Source organism: Nitrincola iocasae (assembly GCF_008727795.1).
Taxonomy (GTDB): Bacteria; Pseudomonadota; Gammaproteobacteria; order Pseudomonadales; family Balneatricaceae; genus Nitrincola; species Nitrincola iocasae.
The window spans coordinates 807,288-828,026 of record NZ_CP044222.1; the positions used below are offsets into that span (position 1 = coordinate 807,288).

Annotated in this window: 15 protein-coding genes; all 15 read left to right on the forward strand. The window is 49.4% G+C overall.

Features of this window, described 5'->3' with window-relative positions:
* The first annotated feature begins 109 nt into the window (after positions 1-109).
* The 15 genes from aceE to tssC (F5I99_RS03970) all read left to right on the forward strand — a co-directional run bounded on the left by aceE (position 110) and on the right by tssC (F5I99_RS03970) (position 20,730).
* A complete protein-coding gene (gene aceE, locus F5I99_RS03900; RefSeq protein ID WP_225307544.1) occupies positions 110-2,767 on the forward strand; it encodes a pyruvate dehydrogenase (acetyl-transferring), homodimeric type in 2,658 nt (885 codons plus the stop codon).
* Between the two features lie 39 nt (positions 2,768-2,806).
* Positions 2,807-4,783 carry a dihydrolipoyllysine-residue acetyltransferase gene (aceF, locus tag F5I99_RS03905; RefSeq protein ID WP_151053742.1) on the forward strand — a complete coding sequence of 659 codons (1,977 nt, stop codon included), beginning with the start codon at positions 2,807-2,809 and terminating at the stop codon, positions 4,781-4,783.
* Positions 4,784-5,000: 217 nt separating this feature from the next.
* Positions 5,001-6,365, forward strand: coding sequence for a type VI secretion system-associated FHA domain protein TagH (tagH, locus tag F5I99_RS03910; RefSeq protein ID WP_151053743.1), 1,365 nt, complete (start codon positions 5,001-5,003; stop codon positions 6,363-6,365).
* The gene (gene tssJ, locus F5I99_RS03915; RefSeq protein ID WP_191905943.1) at positions 6,355-6,858 is read left to right on the forward strand and encodes a type VI secretion system lipoprotein TssJ; all 504 of its coding nucleotides are present in this window, start codon (positions 6,355-6,357) and stop codon (positions 6,856-6,858) included. The genes tagH and tssJ overlap by 11 nt, the downstream gene beginning before the upstream one ends.
* 14 nt (positions 6,859-6,872) lie before the next feature.
* The gene (gene tssK / locus F5I99_RS03920) at positions 6,873-8,201 is read left to right on the forward strand and encodes a type VI secretion system baseplate subunit TssK (RefSeq protein ID WP_151053745.1); all 1,329 of its coding nucleotides are present in this window, start codon (positions 6,873-6,875) and stop codon (positions 8,199-8,201) included.
* A gap of 41 nt (positions 8,202-8,242) precedes the next feature.
* Positions 8,243-9,514: a type VI secretion system protein TssL, long form gene (gene tssL / locus F5I99_RS03925; RefSeq protein WP_191905944.1), complete on the forward strand. Its 1,272-nt coding sequence runs from the start codon at positions 8,243-8,245 to the stop codon at positions 9,512-9,514.
* 16 nt (positions 9,515-9,530) lie between these two features.
* Complete coding sequence (gene tssM / locus F5I99_RS03930) at positions 9,531-13,013, forward strand: type VI secretion system membrane subunit TssM (RefSeq protein ID WP_151053747.1); 3,483 nt, start codon at positions 9,531-9,533, stop codon at positions 13,011-13,013.
* A complete protein-coding gene (gene tagF / locus F5I99_RS03935) occupies positions 13,013-13,645 on the forward strand; it encodes a type VI secretion system-associated protein TagF (protein ID WP_151053748.1) in 633 nt (210 codons plus the stop codon). The genes tssM and tagF overlap by 1 nt, the downstream gene beginning before the upstream one ends.
* Positions 13,638-14,432, forward strand: a complete 795-nt coding sequence (locus tag F5I99_RS03940) for a PP2C family protein-serine/threonine phosphatase (protein ID WP_151053749.1) — start codon at positions 13,638-13,640, stop codon at positions 14,430-14,432. Before tagF ends, F5I99_RS03940 begins: the two co-directional genes overlap by 8 nt.
* Entirely contained in the window at positions 14,425-15,483 is a 1,059-nt protein-coding gene (locus F5I99_RS03945) for a hypothetical protein (protein WP_151053750.1), read from the forward strand. The genes F5I99_RS03940 and F5I99_RS03945 overlap by 8 nt, the downstream gene beginning before the upstream one ends.
* A 13-nt stretch (positions 15,484-15,496) precedes the next feature.
* Positions 15,497-16,237 carry a hypothetical protein gene (locus tag F5I99_RS03950; protein WP_151053751.1) on the forward strand — a complete coding sequence of 247 codons (741 nt, stop codon included), beginning with the start codon at positions 15,497-15,499 and terminating at the stop codon, positions 16,235-16,237.
* Positions 16,238-16,260: 23 nt separating this feature from the next.
* Entirely contained in the window at positions 16,261-17,355 is a 1,095-nt protein-coding gene (gene tssA, locus F5I99_RS03955; RefSeq protein ID WP_151053752.1) for a type VI secretion system protein TssA, read from the forward strand.
* A 12-nt stretch (positions 17,356-17,367) separates the two neighbouring features.
* The gene (gene tssB / locus F5I99_RS03960; protein WP_151053753.1) at positions 17,368-17,892 is read left to right on the forward strand and encodes a type VI secretion system contractile sheath small subunit; all 525 of its coding nucleotides are present in this window, start codon (positions 17,368-17,370) and stop codon (positions 17,890-17,892) included.
* Positions 17,876-19,372: a type VI secretion system contractile sheath large subunit gene (gene tssC, locus F5I99_RS03965; protein ID WP_325063008.1), complete on the forward strand. Its 1,497-nt coding sequence runs from the start codon at positions 17,876-17,878 to the stop codon at positions 19,370-19,372. The genes tssB and tssC (F5I99_RS03965) overlap by 17 nt, the downstream gene beginning before the upstream one ends.
* Positions 19,373-19,380: 8 nt before the next feature.
* Entirely contained in the window at positions 19,381-20,730 is a 1,350-nt protein-coding gene (gene tssC / locus F5I99_RS03970) for a type VI secretion system contractile sheath large subunit (protein WP_151053754.1), read from the forward strand.
* Positions 20,731-20,739: the final 9 nt, after the last annotated feature.

A 20,739-nucleotide genomic window follows, 5' to 3' on the forward strand; every position in this document is an offset into this window, starting at 1 on the left:
GAAAAAGGTAGTATTACTACATAATAATTTCTGTGCGATGCAGCATGCAAAACGTGCGGCATACGTCTAGGCTTCATAATACAGTTATCAACTGGTCGGAGAATACAAAGTGCACGACATAAAAGAAGATGTGGATCCATTAGAAACTCAAGAATGGTTAGACGCGCTTGAGTCAGTTGCCAAGCACGAAGGTGATGACAGAGCACGCTATATTTTAAAGAAGCTGGGTCACAAGGCTGCTGATATCGGGCTCGGCGCCGCCGGTTCGTTAACCACACCCTACTGTAATACTATTTCACCACGTGATGAAGTGCGTATGCCGGGTGATCTGTTTATGGAGCGACGTATCCGCTCCTTTATTCGCTGGAATGCCATGGCGATGGTCATGCGTGCCAACGACAATAATGATGCATTAGGCGGACATATTTCCAGCTTCTCATCATCCGCTACGCTGTATGACATAGGTTTTAACTACTTCTTTCATGGGCCGGAAGGTGATCGTGAATCGGATATGGTGTTTTTTCAGGGCCATATTTCTCCGGGTATCTATGCCCGTGCCTATCTTGAAGGACGTTTGACTGAAGAACAGATGGATAATTTCCGTCGCGAAGTAGATGGCAATGGTCTGCCTTCATATCCGCACCCTTGGCTGATGCCTGACTTCTGGCAGTTCCCAACTGTATCCATGGGGCTAGGGCCGATTCAGGCAATCTATCAGGCGCATGTCATGCGTTATCTGTCTGCGCGCGATTTGGTTAAGCGCGGTGAGCGTAAAGTCTGGGCCTTCCTCGGCGATGGAGAGTGTGATGAGCCTGAGTCATTGGGCGCCATTTCTCTGGCGGGTCGTGAGCAGTTAGAAAACCTGGTGTTTGTGGTGAACTGCAACCTGCAACGCCTGGATGGTCCTGTCCGTGGTAATGGTAAGATCGTTCAAGAGCTGGAATCCATCTTCCGCGGTGCCGGATGGAATGTGATCAAATGCTTATGGGGTCGTCATTGGGATCCATTATTTGAAAAGGACCATAAGGGGCTGTTACAGAAGCGCATGGACGAAGTCGTCGATGGCGAATTGCAGAACTACAAGGCTAATGGCGGGGCATATACTCGAGAGCATTTCTTTGGCAAATATCCGGAACTACTGGAAATGGTCAAGGATATGTCGGATCAGGACATTATGAACCTGAATCGCGGTGGCCATGATCCTTACAAGGTATATGCAGCCTATCATGAAGCAATGAGTCATAAAGGCAAGCCTACCGTCATCCTGGCGCAAACCGTTAAAGGGTATGGTACTGGTCAGTCAGGGCAGGCTAAAAACGATACTCATTCACTCAAGAAAGTGGCAATAGATGACCTTAAACTCTTTCGAGATAATTTCAATATTCCACTGACAGACGAGCAGTTGGAAACGGTACCTTATTACCGTCCTTCGCCCGATTCACCTGAAATGAAGTACATGTTTGAGCGGCGTAAACAACTGGGTGGTTTTTATCCGGCTCGACGCAGCAGTTTTGAAAAGCTGGACACACCTGAACTAGATGCTTTCAGTAGCCAGCTCAAGGGTACCGGTGAGCGTGAAATCTCAACGCAGATGGCGTTGAACCGTGTGATGAGCACCCTGGTTAAAGATAAAAGTATCGGTAATCGTGTAGTGCCGATTGTGCCGGATGAAGCGCGTACCTTTGGTATGGAAGGCATGTTCCGCCAGTTGGGTATTTATACTTCTCAGGGTCAGCGTTACACGCCACACGACCGTGATCAGATCATGTTCTATAAAGAGTCAAAAACCGGTCAGATACTCGAAGAAGGTATCAATGAGTCAGGTGCGTTCAGTGCCTGGCTGGCGTGTGCGACCTCTTACAGTAATAACAACTGTCCGGTGATCCCTTTCTATATTTTCTATTCCATGTTTGGTTTCCAGCGGGTGATGGACCTGACCTGGGCGGCTGGCGACTCGCAGGCGCGCGGTTTCCTGATCGGGGCAACCTCAGGACGTACCACCCTGAATGGTGAGGGTTTGCAGCATCAGGATGGCCACAGCCACTTGATGGCGCAGATGATCCCCAACTGTGTCAGCTATGATCCGACCTACAGTTATGAATTGACTGTGATTATCCAGGACGGTCTGAAACGGATGTTCCATGATCAGGAAAACAAGTTCTACTACGTAACAACGCTGAACGAAAACTATCAGCATCCGGATATGCCAGCTGGTGCTGAAGAAGGCATCATTAAGGGAATGTACCTGCTGGATGAGGGTAAGAAAGCCGAGTTGCGGGTACAGCTGATGGGTTGTGGTTCAATTCTGCGTGAAGTCCGTGAGGCAGCCAGTATTCTGCGCGATGAGTTTGGTGTCGAGGCGGATGTCTGGAGCACCACCTCAATCAATGAACTACGTCGTGATGCACAGGCCGTATATCGCTGGAACATGCTGCACCCAGAAGAGCAGCCACGTGAATCCTATGTCGAGCAGTGTCTGAAAGGACGCGAAGGACCGGTAGTGGCATCGACGGATTATATGCGTATGTACGCGGATCAGTTGCGTGAGTATATCCCGCGCCGTTACAAAGTACTGGGTACCGATGGCTTTGGCCGTTCTGATACCCGTGCGAAACTGCGTGAGTTCTTCGAAGTGAATCGACACTATGTGGTGGTTGCCGCACTCAAGGCGCTGCAGGAAGATGGCAAGCTGGAGGCGTCCGTCGTCGCCAAGGCCATGCAGAAGTTCAATATCAACCCTGAAAAGCCGGCCCCCTGGACCGTGTGATACAGGCACTTCTGACTGGTTAAGCGAGAGGATACGAATGTGAGTAAAATTACCGTAACAGTTCCGGACATTGGTGGTTATGAAGGCGTCGATATCATTGAACTCTGTGTCAAAGAGGGCGATGTGGTAGCCGAAGGCGATTCCCTGATTGTACTGGAAACCGATAAAGCCTCGATGGAGGTTCCATCCACAGCTGCAGGCAAAATTACCAAGGTATTACTGAAAGAAGGTGAGACCTGTAGTGAAGGTGATGCCGTTGTTGAATTAGAAGTGGAAGCGGGTGAGCCAGTGGCAGAAGAGCCAGCGGCTGCTGAAAAACCGACGGCTGCAGAAGCAGCGCCTGCGCCCGCTTCATCAGCCCCGCAGGCTGCGGCTTCAGGCGGCATTGAAAAAGTCTTGATCCCTGATCTGAGTGGCGCGGACGATGTTGATGTCATTGAAGTGCTGGTCAAGGTGGGCGACAGTGTTAACGAAGGCGACAGCCTGATTACCCTGGAAACCGACAAGGCGTCGATGGAAGTGCCTGCACCCATGTCGGGTGTGATCAAAGCGATGCATATCAAGGAAGGTGACAAGGTTAATGAAAATGACCTGTTACTGGAACTGGAAGTCGAAGGTGCCGCTGCACCAGCGTCTGCATCGGCTGATGCCTCTACAGCCGAGCCTGCACCTGCTAAAGAGCCTGAACCAGCTAAAGAAGCCAGCGGTCCAGCACCAGCCGCTTCAGGCGGTGTGGAAAAAGTGCTGATCCCGGATCTCAGTGGCGCCACCGATGTGGATGTTATCGAAGTCCTGGTCAAAGCGGGTGACAGTGTCAGTGAGGGCGACAGTCTGATTACGCTGGAAACCGACAAGGCGTCGATGGAAGTCCCTGCGCCTAAATCGGGCGTGATCAAAGTGATGCACATCAAGGAAGGTGACAAGGTTAATGAAAACGACCTGTTGCTGGAGCTTGAAGTCGCAGGCAGTGCACCAGCCCCTGCAGCTGCAGAGGAAAAGGCAGCTGCACCTAAAGCCGCCCCCGCAGCTGAGAGCGCACCCGCCCCAGCCGCCGCAAAAGCCGCTTCGGTAGCAGATCTGAATGCACTGGAAAAAAGCAACCGTCAGGTGCATGCTGGTCCGGCTGTGCGTGCCCTGGCGCGTGAGTTCGGTGTCGATCTGTCCAAAGTCAGTGGTACCGGTCCGAAAAACCGCATACTCAAAGAAGATGTACAGCTCTACGTTAAAACAGCGCTGAAACAGATCGCCGACAAGCCACAGGCTGCTGTCTCGGGTGGTTCGGGAATACCGGCAATACCTGAGGTAGATTTCAGTCAGTTTGGTGAAATCGAGATGGTCAAGCTGAGCAAAATTGCTCGCCTGACCCGCGATAACATGGCCCGTTGCTGGCTGAACATTCCCCATGTGACGCAATTCGATGATGCCGATATCACCGAACTGGAAGCGTTCCGCAAGGAGATGAAGGAAGAAGCGTTGAAGTCAGGTGTGAAACTGACGCCACTGCCTTTCCTGATTAAAGCCTGCGCACTTGCCCTGTCGCGTCATCAGAAGTTTAACGCGTCTCTGCATGCCGACGGCGAGCATGTTGTGTATAAGAAATATGTCAACATCGGTCTGGCCGTCGATACACCGAATGGCTTGATGGTGCCGGTCATTAAAGATGCTGATAAAAAGAGCGTTTACGATCTGTCCAAAGAAGCCGCTGAACTGGCTGGCAAGGCCAAAGATCGCAAACTCAAGCCAAATGAGATGCAAGGTGCCTGCTTTACCATCTCAAGTTTGGGTGGCATTGGCGGCACTGGCTTTACGCCAATCGTGAATGCACCTGAGGTTGCCATACTGGGTGTTTCCAAAGCGGATATCAAGCCGCGCTGGAATGGTAAAGAGTTTGAGCCTCGGCTGATGTTACCGCTGTGCCTTTCCTATGATCACCGTGCTATCAATGGCAGTGATGCGGGTCGTTTCTTGACCGAACTGAATGGCTTGCTCAGCGATATTCGGCGTTTGCTGCTGTGAACTGAAGTACATTGATCGATGACTCAAGGCCCCTTTTGGGGCCTTTTTTGATCTGGATCGTAAAAAAATCAATTTATATTTGCCAAGGGTCCGGTAATGGGTGGTAGAATCCTTCGTCAACGCTAAGTCTGGCAATCCGGGATGTATGTCAGAGCGTTGAATTAAAGCAGAGTCTGCGGAGTATGCAGGCTTAAATGGAGCTTGAAAGGAGTTCGAGATGCTGATGGAGCTGAGAGTTATCAGTGAACAGCAATTGCAGCTGAAAGACCGATGTTCAATCCAGTTGGAAAGTGAGCTACTCTCGATAGGGAGAGGGGCCGATAACCAATGGGTTCTTCCAGATGATAATCTGCACTTATCCGGTAAGCACTGCATTGTCAGTCGTAAAAATGACAATTTTATTATTACCGATCTGAGCACCAACGGTGTGTACCTGGATAGTCAGGAAAAGCCTTTGGGGCGTGGCCGTAGTGCTGTACTGAAGCATGGCTCCCTGATCCGTATGGGTGACTACCGAATCAGTGTATCGATTGATCAGCCCTCTGGCAGACAAGCCGATAGCGTTGCTTTTCATTCCAGTGAACTTGCTGGTAGTGCTTTAACGGCGGCGTTAGCGAATACCTCTGCAGCCGCATCGACAGTCCCCACCTCGCCGGATATACAGACCTCTGATGATCACTTGAGTCCTGAACGGGTCAGCTTAACGACATCCCGACCTAAGGCTTTGTCTGACCAGCAAAGGGTTCTACCCGATGATTGGTTCCTTAGCTTGGATGCAGCCGAGTCCAGAGTGTCTATTGATCAGCCGGAAGCACCTCCAGAAATAACGGATGCTCCGTTTACCGCACCCGTAGCCGAACCCGAACCCGCACCCGTAGCCGAACTCGCAGAAACTGAAACTGCCTTTGTTCCTATGCAAGCAGTTGCCGATGAGACACAATCCTCAACGCCCCCGGCAGCCTCTGCAGCAGCACCGGCAGATTTGCTATCTGACGACGCTGCGACAGTAAGGCGAATTCTGCAGGCTGCTGATCTGGACCCCTCGCTGCTTAAAGATTCGCCTCTGCTGGCTGATCGACTCGGGTCACTGCTTAAAACCTTTGCCAATGGCATGATACAGGCGTTGGCAACGCGCTCTCTGGTTAAGGGAGAGTTTCGTTTGCAACAGACCATGATACAACCAACCGATAATAATCCTTTCAAATTCTCCCCCACTGGCCGTGAGGCACTGAACATTATTTTGTTTTCAGATGGGCAGGCCTATCAGGCTGGAGATAAGGCCATAGAAGAAAGTTTTGCCGATATACAGGCGCATCAACTGGCGATGATGTCAGGCGTTCAGGAGGCTTTGTTTAAATTGCTGAAGCGTCTCGATCCCGAATCGCTGGAAACACAGTTTCAGCGCAAGCCGCGTCACCTCACGGGGATGCCAGGCCTGAAAAAAGTGAACTACTGGGAAGAATATAAAGATTTTTATGAAACCTTGAAAGCGAGCATGTCGGATGATCTGCAGGGATTTTTTATCAAGGAGTTTGGTATGGCGTATGAAGACCAACTTAAAAAGCTTAATCATGACAGTTAGTCAGCGCTGGTTGTTATTGGCCTTGTTCAGTGTGCTGTCAGGCTGCAGTGCATTGGATGCAATGCGTATTATCGGTAGTCAGGAAGGAAAGTTTTTTGTCAGTGTTGAGCTGATTGCTGATGCGCACCTTAATCCGAGTGCGTTGAACCAATCTTATCCAGTCGAGGTGCAGGTGTTCCTTATGGAACGCGAATCAGAATTTGTACGTGCGGACTATTTTGAATTTCATAATCATCAAGCTGCCAGTGTTTCAGATCTGGCAAAAACAGTTGTTATTCGTCCGGGTAGTCGTGAAACGATCCTGTTTGAAATTGATGAATATGTTCGTTTCGTAGGTGTCGTTGCATCCTTCCAGGATATAGATAATGCCACCTGGCGAGATGTGGTTCAGGTGGGAGATAACCGTGGGTTTATCGGTAAATACCTCAGCTTGAATAACCATGTTCAGTTACATGTGAATCTAGAAGGTAAAGTGGTTACATTCGAAAAATAAAAGGAAGTATTTCGATGAGTTGGCATAAAAAAGTTGCCTGGACTGAGGGCATGTTTATTCGCCCGCAGCATTTTCAGCAGCAGGACCGGTATTTTGAAAAACTGATCAACCTGAAAACCACGGCGCTGAGCGGTTATGCATGGGGAATCACCAGTCTCTCTTTAGACGACGGTGCCTTAAAAATCGGAAAGGTGCTGGTTCGCGAATGTAGCGGGATTTTTGAAGATGGTACGCCCTTTGATATGCCGGGTACGGATTCCTTGCCAGATGCACTGGATGTCAGCGAGTTACAGGATGGTGATCGGATCAACTTATGCTTGCCGCTGTGGAAAAATGGCAGTGTCGATATGGATCGCCCCCAGAGAACTGCCAGCAATGCCCGCTTTCGGATTGAAACCCAGCAGTTTACCGATGTGGTGGCAGACACCAACAGTCTAGCCGATATAGACGTTGCGCATAAGAAAATTCAGCTGAAATCTGAACGCCTTACCCATCAGCAGAATACCGTGATCCCGATTGCTCAGGTGCATTCTGTCGCCGGCGATGAAATTCGTTTGGATAAACGTTTTATTCCACCCGCACTGTTTGTTGTCTCTGATGCCAATCTTCAGGGGTATGTGCGGGAAATTACCGGTCTGTTGTCTCTGCGTAGCCAGTTGTATTCCCAACGTATTTTAAATGCCGGGACGGAAGCTGCCGCCGATATTTCTGACTTGCTGCTACTGCAGATTACCAATCGTTATAAAGCCTTGTTCGAGCATTTTGGTCGCTTGGGCAGGTTGCATCCACTGGAGATCTACGAACAAGGGCTCAGTCTTGCAGCAGAACTCGCTACCTTCACGTCAGAGACGCGGTCGTTGACAGAGCTGCTGGGCTATAACCATCAGGATCTCAAAGGCTGCTTTGATGAACTGATGCTGGAGTTGAACCGGTCGTTGAATACCCTGCTGGAGCAAAATGCTTATCGGATAGAGCTTGAAGTGAAAAGCTATGGCGTCCGCATCGGCATGATACCGGGTGAAGAGTTAAGTGAGCGCTCCTATGTATTAGTTGTGTCTTCGGATTTACCCAAAGAAGCACTCCGAAGTAAATTTCCCACTCATTTGAAAATAGGGCCAGTAGAACATATTACGCAACTGGTGAATCGACAGCTTCCCGGTATTCGCATTGAGCCGATGCCGGTGGCACCGAGACAGATACCCTACTATGGCGGTGCTGTCTATTTTGAACTTCAGGCGCAAGGACGTTTATGGGAAGCCATTCGCACTAACCGGGCAATTGCACTGCATATCGGCGAACAATTTCCCGATCTGAAAATGGACCTTTGGGCGATCAAACAGTAACACAGGAACGGTGTATGGGTTTTAGCGGTGATAGAACAGTCATGATACCTACCCCAGGTGGGCGAGGTCAGATTGATTATGAGCAGATTCAATCGGCACGTACCGTTGGGTCGATCATGGCGATAGAAGAGATTTCATCGCTGAGCAGTGGGATGAACCTGCTGGAGAATGCAGCGTTTGAAATACTGGCTATGCTGCCGTCGATTCGTAACTACGAGACTCAGTTGAGTGCAGAGGCCCTCAAACTGAAGCTCATCGAGTTGATTAAGGTATTTGAAAAGAAAGCCTATGAAGCCAATGTGGATTCCAAGGATATAGAGATCGCTCGCTACTTACTCTGTGCGACTGCCGATGAATTTGTGTTGAATACGCCATTGGGAGCCAAGAATAACTGGAGCCGTCATAGCTTGCTAAGCTATTTTCATGCTGAAACCTGGGGCGGTGAAAACTTCTTCGTCATTTTGGGTAATCTCGAAAAAAGCCCAAGAAATAATATTGATTTGCTTGAATTGATTTATCTATGCCTGGCCCTGGGGTTCGAGGGCAAGTATGCCATTGAACCCGATCGAGCAAGTAAGTTACAAGAACTCAAAAATGCTTTGTATCGCACCATCACCCAAATTCGTGGTGCGATTCCCAAGCCGGTTTCCATTCACTGGAAAGGTGAGGAAGTGGCGGCAGAAAAAATCCGTAAAACCCTACCTCTGTGGGTTATGGCGGTTTTTCTGCTGGCTATTATGTGCGTGGTGTATTTCTATTTGCTCATACGTGTCAATGACCAGTCAAGCTTCTCATTATTAAATGCTTCGCGAACGTTGACTGAACAGCATGGCGACTTCCAGGTTCAGGTTCCAGATGTGGATGAATCAGTCCTGGTGCGCATCAGCCGTTTGTTGGAGCGTGAGGTCGAGCGGCGACAGGTGAGTCTGAATGATCGTCAAAACCAGATCCGTATCGTCATCAATACGGATCAGTTATTTCGCTCGGGTAGTGCCGATGTTGAGCCGGATTATGCGGAACTGCTCAACCATATAGGTACTGCTTTGATGGATGTGGAAGGGCGGATTATCGTTGAAGGGCATACTGACAGTATACCAATCAATACGCTGCGCTTTCCATCCAACTGGCATCTGTCCCAGGCACGTGCGGAGCAGGTCAAGGAATTGTTGGAGCGTGCTGGTAATGAGCAGGGGCGTTATAGTATCGATGCCAAGGCCGATACTCAACCGTTAGCGAGCAATGATACCCCGGCCGGTCGTGCCCAGAATCGCCGGGTAGAACTGGTGTTGTTACCAAACTCGGATTGGCGTTGAGGATAGGGAAATCAGTATGAGGATGTTTCTGGGAATCTTTAAAAATCTAGGTGGGCTACTGGGCTTGATTGCCTTGCTGTTATTGGCGGCTATTATCTGGTTCGTACTACCGGCTTTGTCTATGGGCAATAGCAACCCCTTCCAGTCGGCGCTAGCTCGCGGAGGTATGATTTTTACCCTGTTTGCAGTGGCACTGGTTTATAAAGCCAGAACCTGGGTGCTGGCCAGAAAACGCAATGATCAACTGGGCCAGGGAGTGGTGAAATCCTCCGAGGATGGGACGAACGACAAAGCTGATAAAGCCAATGAAACCGAATTCAAAACCAAGTTTGAAGATGCGGTCCGGCTACTGAAAAGACAAAAAGGGCCGGGAGCCGGTGGAAACTATCTGTATACCCTGCCGTGGTATATGTTGATCGGCCCACCTGGATCGGGAAAAACCACGGCGCTGATCAATTCGGGGCTGCATTTTCCGTTGCTGGATCAGTTTGGTGCATCGATACGAGGTGTCGGTGGCACCAAAAACTGTGACTGGTGGTTTACCGATCAAGCTATTCTGGTGGATACTGCCGGTCGCTTCACCACGCAGGATAATCAACAGGAAAGAGACAAGAAAGATTGGAATACCTTTCTGTCTCTGTTGGCCAAGTATCGCAAGCGTAAGCCAATTAATGGCATCGTTGTGGCCTACAGCATTGAAGATCTGGTACGTAAAGACGAAGCTGATATTGTTTCTGATGCCTTGTTGATCAAAAAACGGATATACGAACTCTATGAGAAGTTAAAAATAGAGTTTCCCGTATACCTGGTATTTACCAAACTGGATCTGCTTCCTGGTTTTGAAGAGTTTTTTGGCCACCTGGACAGCGAAGGGCGAGAGCAGGTTTGGGGGACAACATTCAAAATAGCAGATCAACAGGATGATCCGGTCAGTCGTTATCTGGTGGAACATAAACTCCTGACCGAACGTTTGCAGCTCAAGGTACTTGATGGCCTTAAAAACGAAGTCGATCTGACCAAGCGTGACAGTATTTATCTGTTTCCGCGCATGATGGCCTCTTTGCAGGATCGTATCAGTCTGCTCCTGGATACCAGTTTCAAGCCAACACGGTTCGAAACGGACCTGATGTTACGCGGCGTCTACTTCACCAGTGGTATACAAGATGGATCGGTTCTGGATAAAGTGATCAGCGGTCTGTCCGCCCATCTTGGGCGCGCCCGCGGCGCTGATGGGCGACAGGGCAAAAGCTACTTCATTAAAAATCTACTTAACGACGTGGTATTCAAAGAAGCGGGACTGGCTGGTCATAATGCCCGGTTCGAAAAAATTCGCTCGATGCTCTACCTTGGCAGCTATGTGGCGTTATTGGCTGCCTGCATTGGTATTACCGCTTTTTGGTATCACAGTTTTACGCAAAACACTCAGCAACTGAAGCAGTTCAATGATGCTATTGCTGAAGTGGAAGCGCAGCGCCAAACCGTCCAGGAATCGGATCATGACATCAAACATGTCCTGCCCATACTGAATACATCACGGGACATTCCGTTTGGTCATGGGCGCTGGAACGCAGAGGGTCCGGTAATGTCAGGCTTTGGCTTGAATCAGGCCGGTAAGATGCATGCGGAGTCCGTTCGGTTATATGAACGCTCCCTGTTGAACCTGCTGTTACCTAGGTTGGTCTTTCACACTGAAGAGCGACTGCTGCAGCAGGAAGAGGGGCTGTTTGACGACCTAAAATTTTATCAGGTATTGGGTGGACAACTTGAAATAGATCAGGCGTTTGTCAGTCGGTATATCCAGGCCCGTTTTCGTCACTACGATATCGACTCTCGCAACACATTAGAGGATCACGTCAAACAGTTGATCGATCTATTGCCAGCGCATTATTACCCATCGTTGAATCCCGAGTTGGTTCAGCTTGCTCAGCGAAGCCTGCTGCAACAACCCGTATCCTTAAGATTGTTGGCGCAGATTGAGTCACAAGCCGCCAGTGACTCCATCAGTCAAGGCTATAGTTTGCTGGATCTGGTGGGAAATAACGGTGTGCTGATCTTTGCTGTTGAAGGCAAAAGCCTGCAGGAGGTTCTGATTGCAGGCCTTTATACCCGTATCGGAGCGCAGCGCTATTTTGCGCAACAGTCAGGTTTTCTGGATAGATTGCTGGAAGAAGATGCCAGTATTTTAGGCTATGATCAGTCCCTGGCCGAGCGTTATAAAGCCGAGCTCTTCAGGCAGTATCTACAGAAATATCAGCAAGTCTGGCTGGATACTCTGCATGCAATTCATCTGGATAATATTGATGATGTACAGGCAAAAGCCCGTGCCATCGATGTATTGATCAGTGAGTCCTCTCCCATCAAGCAATTGCTTGGTCTTGTCAGGGCAAATACGGAATTCTCAACCATTTTTACCTCTGTGAGTGAAGCGGCCAACCCAGCAAATAATCAGCAGGGAACCCCTGCCATGGCCGTGCTCAGCGATGACTATATGGAACTTATGTCGCTGGAAGTACTGCCGATGTTTGCCCAGATTAACCGTTTTGCCCTTTCTACCGATGCGGATGAGCCCGAGCGGCTTTCTGCATTATTTTCGCAGTTGGATGCGTTAAAAATCTTCCTGCAGGGATTACAGCATTCAGTTAATTCTGAACGCTCAGCCTGGATGCGTGCCAGCAGTCATCAAGGCATGGGCGAAGTGGTAGCTCAATTGGAAATGGAAATTGCCACTTTACCCAAGCCGCTGTCAACCTGGATTGCTCAGTTGCTGGACTCAGCCAAAGCAGAAACCGGTTCTCAGGCACGCAGTTATATCCAAAATCAATGGGCCAGTAATGTGGTACCGGCCTGTCGCGACATGATTGCAGGCCGTTATCCCTTTGCGGCCGATGCCAGCCGAGAAATTACCCTGAGAGATCTGGCGAGTTATTTTGCTGGCGGTGGCATTGTTGATGGGTATTTTGAGACCTATTTGTCTCCCTATGTCGACCGCTCTCATTCTCCTTGGCGTTGGCAGCAGGTAACCGGCTTTGAGTCAGCCGGAGTGAACCGGTTGCTCCGGCAGGTCGAGCTGAGCAATCGCATTCAAAATATGTTTTTTGGGCCACGAGGTGATACCCCGTCGCTAAGTTTTGAGTTGGTTCCACGGGATGTTGATCCGGAAATACTCAAGATTACCCTGGTGATCGACAATGAAGAGTTGAGTTATGCACATGGTCCCAAGTTGGGGCGTCGTTTTGACTGGCCGTCATCGAACTTGTCTACTCAGTCGTTTTCACGCCTGGTTATTGAGATGGCCGATGAGACAGAAGCCATTACTGAGCAGGGGGACTGGTCATTGTTCAGGCTGTTTGATCAGGGACATATGAAGCGCATTGACAGTGAACGTTACTTGATAGAGTTCTCTACCCGCTCAGGTCATCGTTTTAATTTTGAGCTGGTTGCAGGCAGTGTCTATAACCCGTTTGACGCCAATCTGTTCAAGTCCATCAGGTGCAATTAATGAGTATCAATATTGCAATCTACGGAAAATTACCTGCGCATTCGGATTATGTGTTGTTGAATTTTCCGGCCGGAGTAGAAACTGCTTTGCATCAATGGTCGGTGCAGGTTTTATCTGCAACTGAGCGCGTATTAGGGCGGGAACAATGGTTACAGGCTTTTCTTAACGCCAATCCCTGCGGCTGCATATTGCAAACCAAGTGCCCGGATTTAGCGTCATTTTATGGTGTCATGGTGCCTAGTGTAGACCGTGTCGGACGTTATTTTCCGCTGTTCAGCGGCTTGTTTATTGAGGGTCAGGTTGATCCAACCAGGCTGGATCAACCACTGCTGGACCTGGCCTTGCAGGCGATACTGGATGAGCAAGTTAAGGCGTTGCACGGTCGAAAGCAGGTTGACCTGCTCTATGCTGCTTTGTTAGCTCGACCTGGTGTCACAGACCTGGCTACCGCGTTGGAGCCGCTAGCGTCTCTTCCAGTCAGCAAGTTTGATAAGCCATCAAATATGGATGCCATTTTACATAGTTGGTGGTGGGAGATAGATCGCCCGGATCAGCTGTGCGAAACCGCGGGTATGCCGCCCGTTGACTATTATCAGTCAATTTTAACCAGGGGGCCGGTAAGACATGAGTGATGAGTCCTTATATTCGATGACCGGGCCTGAGCAGAGCGATACAGATAAACGCTGGATCAGTGTCGGTGAAAGCATTACCGGGCCGGTAAGACAGAACAACGAAGACCGGATCTATACCGATGATCTTCTGGGGCTGTGGTGTGTGGCGGATGGCATGGGTGGACATCTTGAAGGGGGTGTGGCCAGTAGCTTGATCACTCAGTCACTGGAAGATCTGCATCCAGATCAGATGGGTTCAATCGATGCATTTATCAGTAAGCTGATTGAACTGCTGAAAAGCACCAATCAGATCATCTATTCAATTTCGAATGACATGTTTGAATCGAAACAGATCATCGGCTCCACCTTCGTCATTCTGGTTTTGTGTCAGGACAAGGGATACGTACTTTGGGCTGGAGACAGCCGTTTGTACCGGATGCGGGATGTCTATTTTGAGCAGGTGACCATTGATCATACCCAGTATGAGGCGCTTAGAAGTCAGCATCTACTGGATGAAAGCACGGCTGAAAACGCTCAGACACACCCGGCAAACCATATTCTGACCCGGGCGATGGGGGTTAGAGAAAAGCTGGAGTTTGAAATGGTGGAAATCGATGTGCAGGAACAGGATGTGTTCCTGCTGTGTTCTGATGGCCTCTATAACGTCATCGACCAGATGGAATTGGGTAAGTCGCTTTACTATGCAGATGACTACGCTTCAGCCCTGAAAACGCTGATTAATTCGGCTGTAGTTCGGGGAACAACTGATAATGTCAGTGCAGTCATCGTGGGGATGGCCGATGTGTAGATCAGTCGTACTATTGATAAGTCTATTTCTGATGTTGGCAGGCTGTACAGCCGGAAATCAGAAGCCTATGCAACTCGCCCCGGTCGATGCGGCCAGTGAATCCGAGTTGATGGCGTTCTATAAGGGCTTGCATCAAGTCGGCGTTCGTCTGTTGGTGGAAAACGCCGGTGAAGGTGGGCGTGCGAACCTGCAGCGTTTCAATGCGTTGTATTTCACCGGAAGTGAGCAGCAAGCTCTGCAGCATCTACGTATGTCGTTATTTGCTGATCCATTCAATGTCGACAGCAAGGCGGTTGCCGCTCAACTGGAGTCAACAGATTTGTTTGGTTTGCTCGGTGAGCACACTGACAACGAAGCGGTTCGTCGAGTCACTTACGGCGTGCATGAATCACTGCCGGATGTCTCCGCGCGGGTCTATGATAACGAGCACTATGCCGTACTGTTACAGCGCTATAACGCACAGGTTAACGCTGAGTATCAGAAAACACGGCAGCTCTATGTACCTGATCTGACACAGCTCCCGCTGCTGGATGACTATTACCAGCCAGCCAGGCCGGCACGGACAGTGGCCGCACCGGCGGTGCGTGCAACTCCCTCCACTCCCACCGCGGATCCGGTAGCACAGACTCCGGCTGATAGTGCGCCGGATGCTTCACTTGACCCGGAAGTGACTGCATTAATTGAGGAGCCCGGAATAGATTCTGACCCAGTAACGGTATTGGCAGTACCTATAGACGAACCTATAGAACCTGAAAAACCTCAGCCGCCGACGCCACAGGAACTGTATCAGCAGGGGCATTCAGTTGCCGCTTATCGCTTACTCCGCAAACAAGCCGTTTCCGAACGTGATCAACAGCTGTATGAGCGCTTACGGGAGTCCCTGGTGGAGACACCATACCGTGAGGGCGTTAGCCATTTTCATGCCCAGGAGGTGCGGGATGCAATTGAAAAATTTCAGCGAGTGCTGAGCATTGAACCGGAGCATCAGCGTGCCCGGCAGTATATGGACCGGGCAATGCGCCTGGAAGCACGTTTAAGTGATATCGATTGAAGAGTGGGATGAGATGAATACAGCTGAATTGATTGCTAGCCGTAGAATGACCCGGAAACTCTCCGGTGTTCTGCAGCAACGAATGGAATTGTATCTGTCCTGTTTGACAGGCTCCTTTTCTCCGGTGAGTGTATTGGGGAAGTATATTAATGGACAGGGTAAAGCGAATGTCAGCAACGATGATCTGGCGTTCAATCTGATACAGGAACGTTATAGTGCCCTTGCGGCTGAAGAGCCGTTTAACCTGAAAAAACCTCTGTCGGCCCCGGTGAATGTGTATTCACATAGTCCCGGTCTATATAAATTCAGTTACGAACGCGTGATAGAAGATGAAAATGCCGAACTTCAGGTATTTGACATCCTGTCTCCCAATCGCTGGATTCTTGGCTATACAGGCTTTGATTTACGTGATTTCAGAGATCAGGTTCAGCAGCGCAAAGCGATAGATGGCAATCGACTGGAAGATTATCTGCTGCATTATCTGTTGATGCACCAGGTTATGGAATCAAACCCGAAGTTGAATACGCTGTTAAGTGATTTAAATGTTCGTGTAGAAGAAGTGCATCTTGATGGGCTGGGCAGTTTGCCGTTTGTCATGTTGACGGCTGAGATTGACAGTTTTCTACCGCATGACAGCGTTCTTTTGGAGGTCAGTAGTGTGTCAGGTACCAATCAGTTTGAAGAGCTGATAAATACCGATTCTGTGCGGGAGCAGCCCAGTAGATTGCGGGTGCTGGTTGAGGCACTTTTGTAAACAGGTGAAGTCAGGACGGCTATATGGATATGCATGCGTTACAACAGCCTATATCGGATGATATGCCTCAAGGAGACGATCTGCGCTCCAGTCACTGGGCCAATGAATTTCATTCATTGAAAGATCTGCGAAATGCCTTGAGAAATGAAGAGCGACAGGCTCTGAGTATTGATGATATTTATGCCGGCTATGCCGGGTGGCAACCGCTTTATGACGGTGCAATTGAATTACTGCAAGTGGGTAGCAAGGATATAGAAGTAGTTGCCTGGACCCTTGAAGCGGCTATTCGTCTGGAGGGCTTTACCGGATTGGCGCAAGGCTTTGAGTTACTGCATCAGATACTACTGAGCTACTGGCCAAATCTCTACCCTAAAGATGAAGATGGTTTTGAATCAACCCTGTTTCCTTTAACCGGTCTTAACGGGGTTTCTTCTGATGGTGCCTTGATTATGCCCTTGCGTATGGCGCCCTTGTTTCCTCAGGGACAAAGCATTTCATTGCTGGATTGTATCAAGGCTTTCGAGGTGTCTGAAACTAAAGACCCTCAGAAAAAGGAAGCACTTAAACGCAAAGGATTACCTGACTATGAGCAGTTGCAAGCTCAAGTGGGTCAGTTAGGTACTGATGTACACCAAGCAGCCATCAATGCTCTACAACGATGCATGGACAGTTTTGGTCAGATTGATGCCTATCTGTATGCACAGTGCGGGCATGAATCACCGCCGTCCTCTCAGATTAAAGGTTTGTTGCAAGAAGCCCTGGACAGAGCAATGCATCTGTCCGGGATGACCTCTGTTTCTGAGCAGACCGAGGTGTCTGATGATCAGGAGGTAAGCATGTCTATTGAGCCAGTATCACCGCCGGCTTCACCTGTTGAACACAAATTCAATCTGGAGGGCTATCGTCCGACCAACCGCGAAGACGCCTTTATCCTGATTCGAAAACTGATTGTCTTTTTCAAAGAGACAGAACCGCATTCACCCATTGCTTACAACCTGGAACGCATCAACAGATGGGGGGATTTAAGTTTGCCGGAACTGATCGGTGAACTGATTACAGACGATAGCGCACGCGCGAATTTCAACAAGATCACTGGCGTTGAAGTGATCAATAAGTAAGGGAATAGCATCATGAATGAAAGTATTCATAAAAAGCTTGAAAGAGTCCGTAAGCCCAGGGTTCACATCAAATATGACGTGGAAACTGAAGGTGCCATGGTAGAGAAAGAACTGCCATTTGTGATGGGCGTGATGGGCGACTTTACCGGCAATCCGACCGTGCCTAAAAAGCCTCTGTCGGAACGTAAATTCATCCAGATCGATCGAGATAACATCAATGATGTGATGAAGAAAATGGAGCCGGGCCTGAATCTGAAAGTCAAAAATACCCTGGCTGATGATGGCAGTCTTATGTCGGTTAATCTCAGTTTCAAGTCTATGGATGACTTTGAGCCGGGTCAGTTAGTTGAACAGGTAGAGCCGTTGAAGAAACTGCTGGATACCCGTAACAAACTGCGTGATCTGCTAACCAAATCAGACCGATCTGAAGAACTCGAGTCTCTGCTGGAAAATGTGCTGCAGAGTACTGATGAGGTCAGTCGACTGGCGGAACGTCTGAAAGGTGAAGAAGAGGGTGGTAATGATGAATCAGTTTAAGACACAGGATGGTTCAGAGACTCGCGTCGTTGACCAGGACGATATCCTTGAACAGGTTATTTCCGCAACCAAACAAACCAGTGCAGATGATACCCGTGACCTGATCCGTAATCTGGTAGACGAAGTCCAGGAAGGCACAGTGGTGTGGGATCGCAATATTGCCAAGACCATTAACCGTGCTATAGCTCAGATTGACAGTAAGATCTCGTCGCAACTGGCGGAGATCATGCACGCAGACGAATTCAAAAAATTGGAAGGTTCGTGGCGTGGCCTCTCTTATCTGGTGCACAACTCTGAAACCAATGCGAACCTGAAGGTGCGCGTACTCAACCTGACCAAGCGTGAGCTATATAAAGATCTGGATCGGGCTGTCGAGTTTGATCAGAGTGAAACCTTCAAGAAGATTTATGAGAACGAATTTGGAACACCCGGTGGTGAGCCTTATGGTGCCGTGATTGGTGACTTTGAGATGACCAACCATCCGGAAGACATTGAGCTGCTGTCGAAAATGTCCAATGTCGCCGCGGCGGCGTTCTGTCCGTTCATCTCTGCAGCGGATCATAGCCTGTTCGGACTGGAAAGCTGGAATGAATTGTCTCGTCCGCGTGATCTGGAAAAAGTATTCGACTCCAAAGAGTACATTAAATGGCGCAGTTTCCGCGATTCCGAGGATGCTCGTTTCGTCAGTTTGACGCTGCCGCGGACACTGGCACGCTTGCCCTACGGCTCCGACACACTGGCCGTTGACGCCTTCAACTATGAAGAAGCATTGAAAACACCGGATGGTAAAGCACTGCCCTTGCCACACGATGACTACTGCTGGATGAATGCCGCTTATGTCATGGGTACACGCTTAACCCATTCATTCTCGACAACCGGTTGGTGTACCTCGATTCGGGGCGCAGAAGGGGGCGGAAAAGTGGAAAATCTGCCCGCGCATATCTTCACCAGTGATGATGGCGACCTGGATCTGAAATGCCCAACTGAAATCGGCATTACCGATCGACGTGAAGCCGAACTTTCAAAGCTGGGCTTTCTGCCACTATGCCACTATAAAAATACTGATTATGCAGTATTTTTCGGTGGGCAGTCTGCGCAGAAACCTAAGAAATTTGATCGTCCTGAGGCAACTGCCAATGCGGCGATATCAGCACGTTTACCCTATCTCATGGCCACCGCAAGGTTTACGCATTATTTGAAGGTCATGGCACGGGATAAGATCGGCAGCTTTATGGAAGCTGACGATGTCGAAGCCTGGCTGAATCGCTGGTTGATGAACTATGTCAATGACAATCCAAACTCGGGTCCGGAGATGAAAGCACGTTATCCGCTTAAAGAAGCCAAGGTCAAGGTGACCGAGGTGCCAGGCCAGCCGGGTGCGTACAATGTCGTTGCCTGGATGCGTCCCTGGTTACAGTTGGAAGAGCTGACGGTCTCCATGCGCATGGTTGCCAAGATTCCTCAACTGGGTAAGGACTGATTTAAGTGATGTCCGGAAGGGATGCCGCCGCACAGACTGAACGACTTAACGCCATGGCAGGACGCGTGGCGGTAAGTCGTTGGATTGCGGATATTGATGAGCAGATCAGTCAGTTGCTGCATGAAATTCTGGTGCATCCAGATTTCCAGGCACTGAAATCCGGCTGGTACGGGCTGCGTTATCTGGTTGAGGCTACATCCACCACATCGGTTAGCGTGCGCATGCTGGATGTATCCTATGCCGAGTTGCTCAAGGACTTTGACTTTTCCATTGAGTTTGATCAGAGCAATCTGTTCCACAAGATCTATAGTCAAGAGTTTGGTACCGCAGGTGGTACACCTTATGGCGTGATTCTTTGCGACCACCGGGTCAATTTGGATCAACCTGCGTCACTGAATACCTATATCAGTTATCTTCAGCATCTGGCACAGATAGGTGCAGCGGCATTTTGTCCCTTTATGCTGGGGGCTCCACCGGCCTTATTGGATCTGGAAAACTATGATCAGTTGTCAGGTCGGATCAACCTGGACACCACCTATCGGCAGCTCAAGTTCCTCAAATGGAATCGTTTTCGTTCCCATCCAGATGCCCGCTTTATTGGTATGGCATTGCCTGGTGTACTGATTGACACCCCGGTTCATTTACAATCTGACAGTGGTTTTATGGTCAGTGAAGTGCTGGCGACACGCTGTGCTGACAGTTTTACCTGGATGAGCCCGGTCTACTCGCTTGGCCGAACGCTGACACATTGTTATGAAGCGACCGGATGGCTGGCTGAAATCTGTGGTGTAAAAGCGCATGGTGCAACGGTCAATGACAATGCCAGCGGCTTTAGCAGTCTGGTTGATGCATTTCCCTGTTTGCAAACTGAGAAGCTGGTACATGATGAGCTATCTCAGTCCCTGGCAGATTATGGCTTTATCAGTCTGACCAGCACCACTAATAGCGCTAAAACCGTTGTGTATACGACGCCGAGTCTGCATAACCCTCCCAGCTACGATGATACAGCTGTACAGCATAATGCAAGGTATGCCGCACAGCTGCAATACGTACTCTGTGTGTCGCGTTTTTCACATTACCTGAAAATACTGATGCGAGACAAGGTGGGTAGTTTTACCTCTGTCGATGAGTGTCAGGCGTATCTGAAAAGTTGGCTACTGAACTATGTTATGTCTACCAGTGATGCCTCAGAGCATTTGCTGGCCAAATATCCCCTGCGTGAAGCGCAGGTCAGTGTGTTCGAATTGCCGGGTCAAGCCGGTGTGTTCAAGTGTGTGGTCAGATTGACGCCGCATTATCAATTGGAATGTGTTGAAACAGAACTGCTGTTCTCGACGGATGTCGTGAACAACGGTTGATGGAATTAA

Excerpts from the sequence above, each read along its gene's own strand:
- tagH (WP_151053743.1), top strand. The coding sequence starts at position 5,001 with ATGCTGATGGAGCTGAGAGTTATCAGTGAACAGCAATTGCAGCTGAAA.
- tssJ (WP_191905943.1), top strand. The coding sequence starts at position 6,355 with ATGACAGTTAGTCAGCGCTGGTTGTTATTGGCCTTGTTCAGTGTGCTG.
- tssM (WP_151053747.1), top strand. The coding sequence starts at position 9,531 with ATGAGGATGTTTCTGGGAATCTTTAAAAATCTAGGTGGGCTACTGGGC.
- tssC (WP_151053754.1), top strand. The coding sequence starts at position 19,381 with ATGTCCGGAAGGGATGCCGCCGCACAGACTGAACGACTTAACGCCATG.
- tssK (WP_151053745.1), top strand. The coding sequence starts at position 6,873 with ATGAGTTGGCATAAAAAAGTTGCCTGGACTGAGGGCATGTTTATTCGC.
- tagF (WP_151053748.1), top strand. The coding sequence starts at position 13,013 with ATGAGTATCAATATTGCAATCTACGGAAAATTACCTGCGCATTCGGAT.
- tssC (WP_325063008.1), top strand. The coding sequence starts at position 17,876 with ATGATGAATCAGTTTAAGACACAGGATGGTTCAGAGACTCGCGTCGTT.
- tssA (WP_151053752.1), top strand. The coding sequence starts at position 16,261 with ATGGATATGCATGCGTTACAACAGCCTATATCGGATGATATGCCTCAA.
- F5I99_RS03950 (WP_151053751.1), top strand. The coding sequence starts at position 15,497 with ATGAATACAGCTGAATTGATTGCTAGCCGTAGAATGACCCGGAAACTC.
- F5I99_RS03940 (WP_151053749.1), top strand. The coding sequence starts at position 13,638 with ATGAGTGATGAGTCCTTATATTCGATGACCGGGCCTGAGCAGAGCGAT.
- F5I99_RS03945 (WP_151053750.1), top strand. The coding sequence starts at position 14,425 with ATGTGTAGATCAGTCGTACTATTGATAAGTCTATTTCTGATGTTGGCA.
- tssL (WP_191905944.1), top strand. The coding sequence starts at position 8,243 with ATGATACCTACCCCAGGTGGGCGAGGTCAGATTGATTATGAGCAGATT.
- tssB (WP_151053753.1), top strand. The coding sequence starts at position 17,368 with ATGAATGAAAGTATTCATAAAAAGCTTGAAAGAGTCCGTAAGCCCAGG.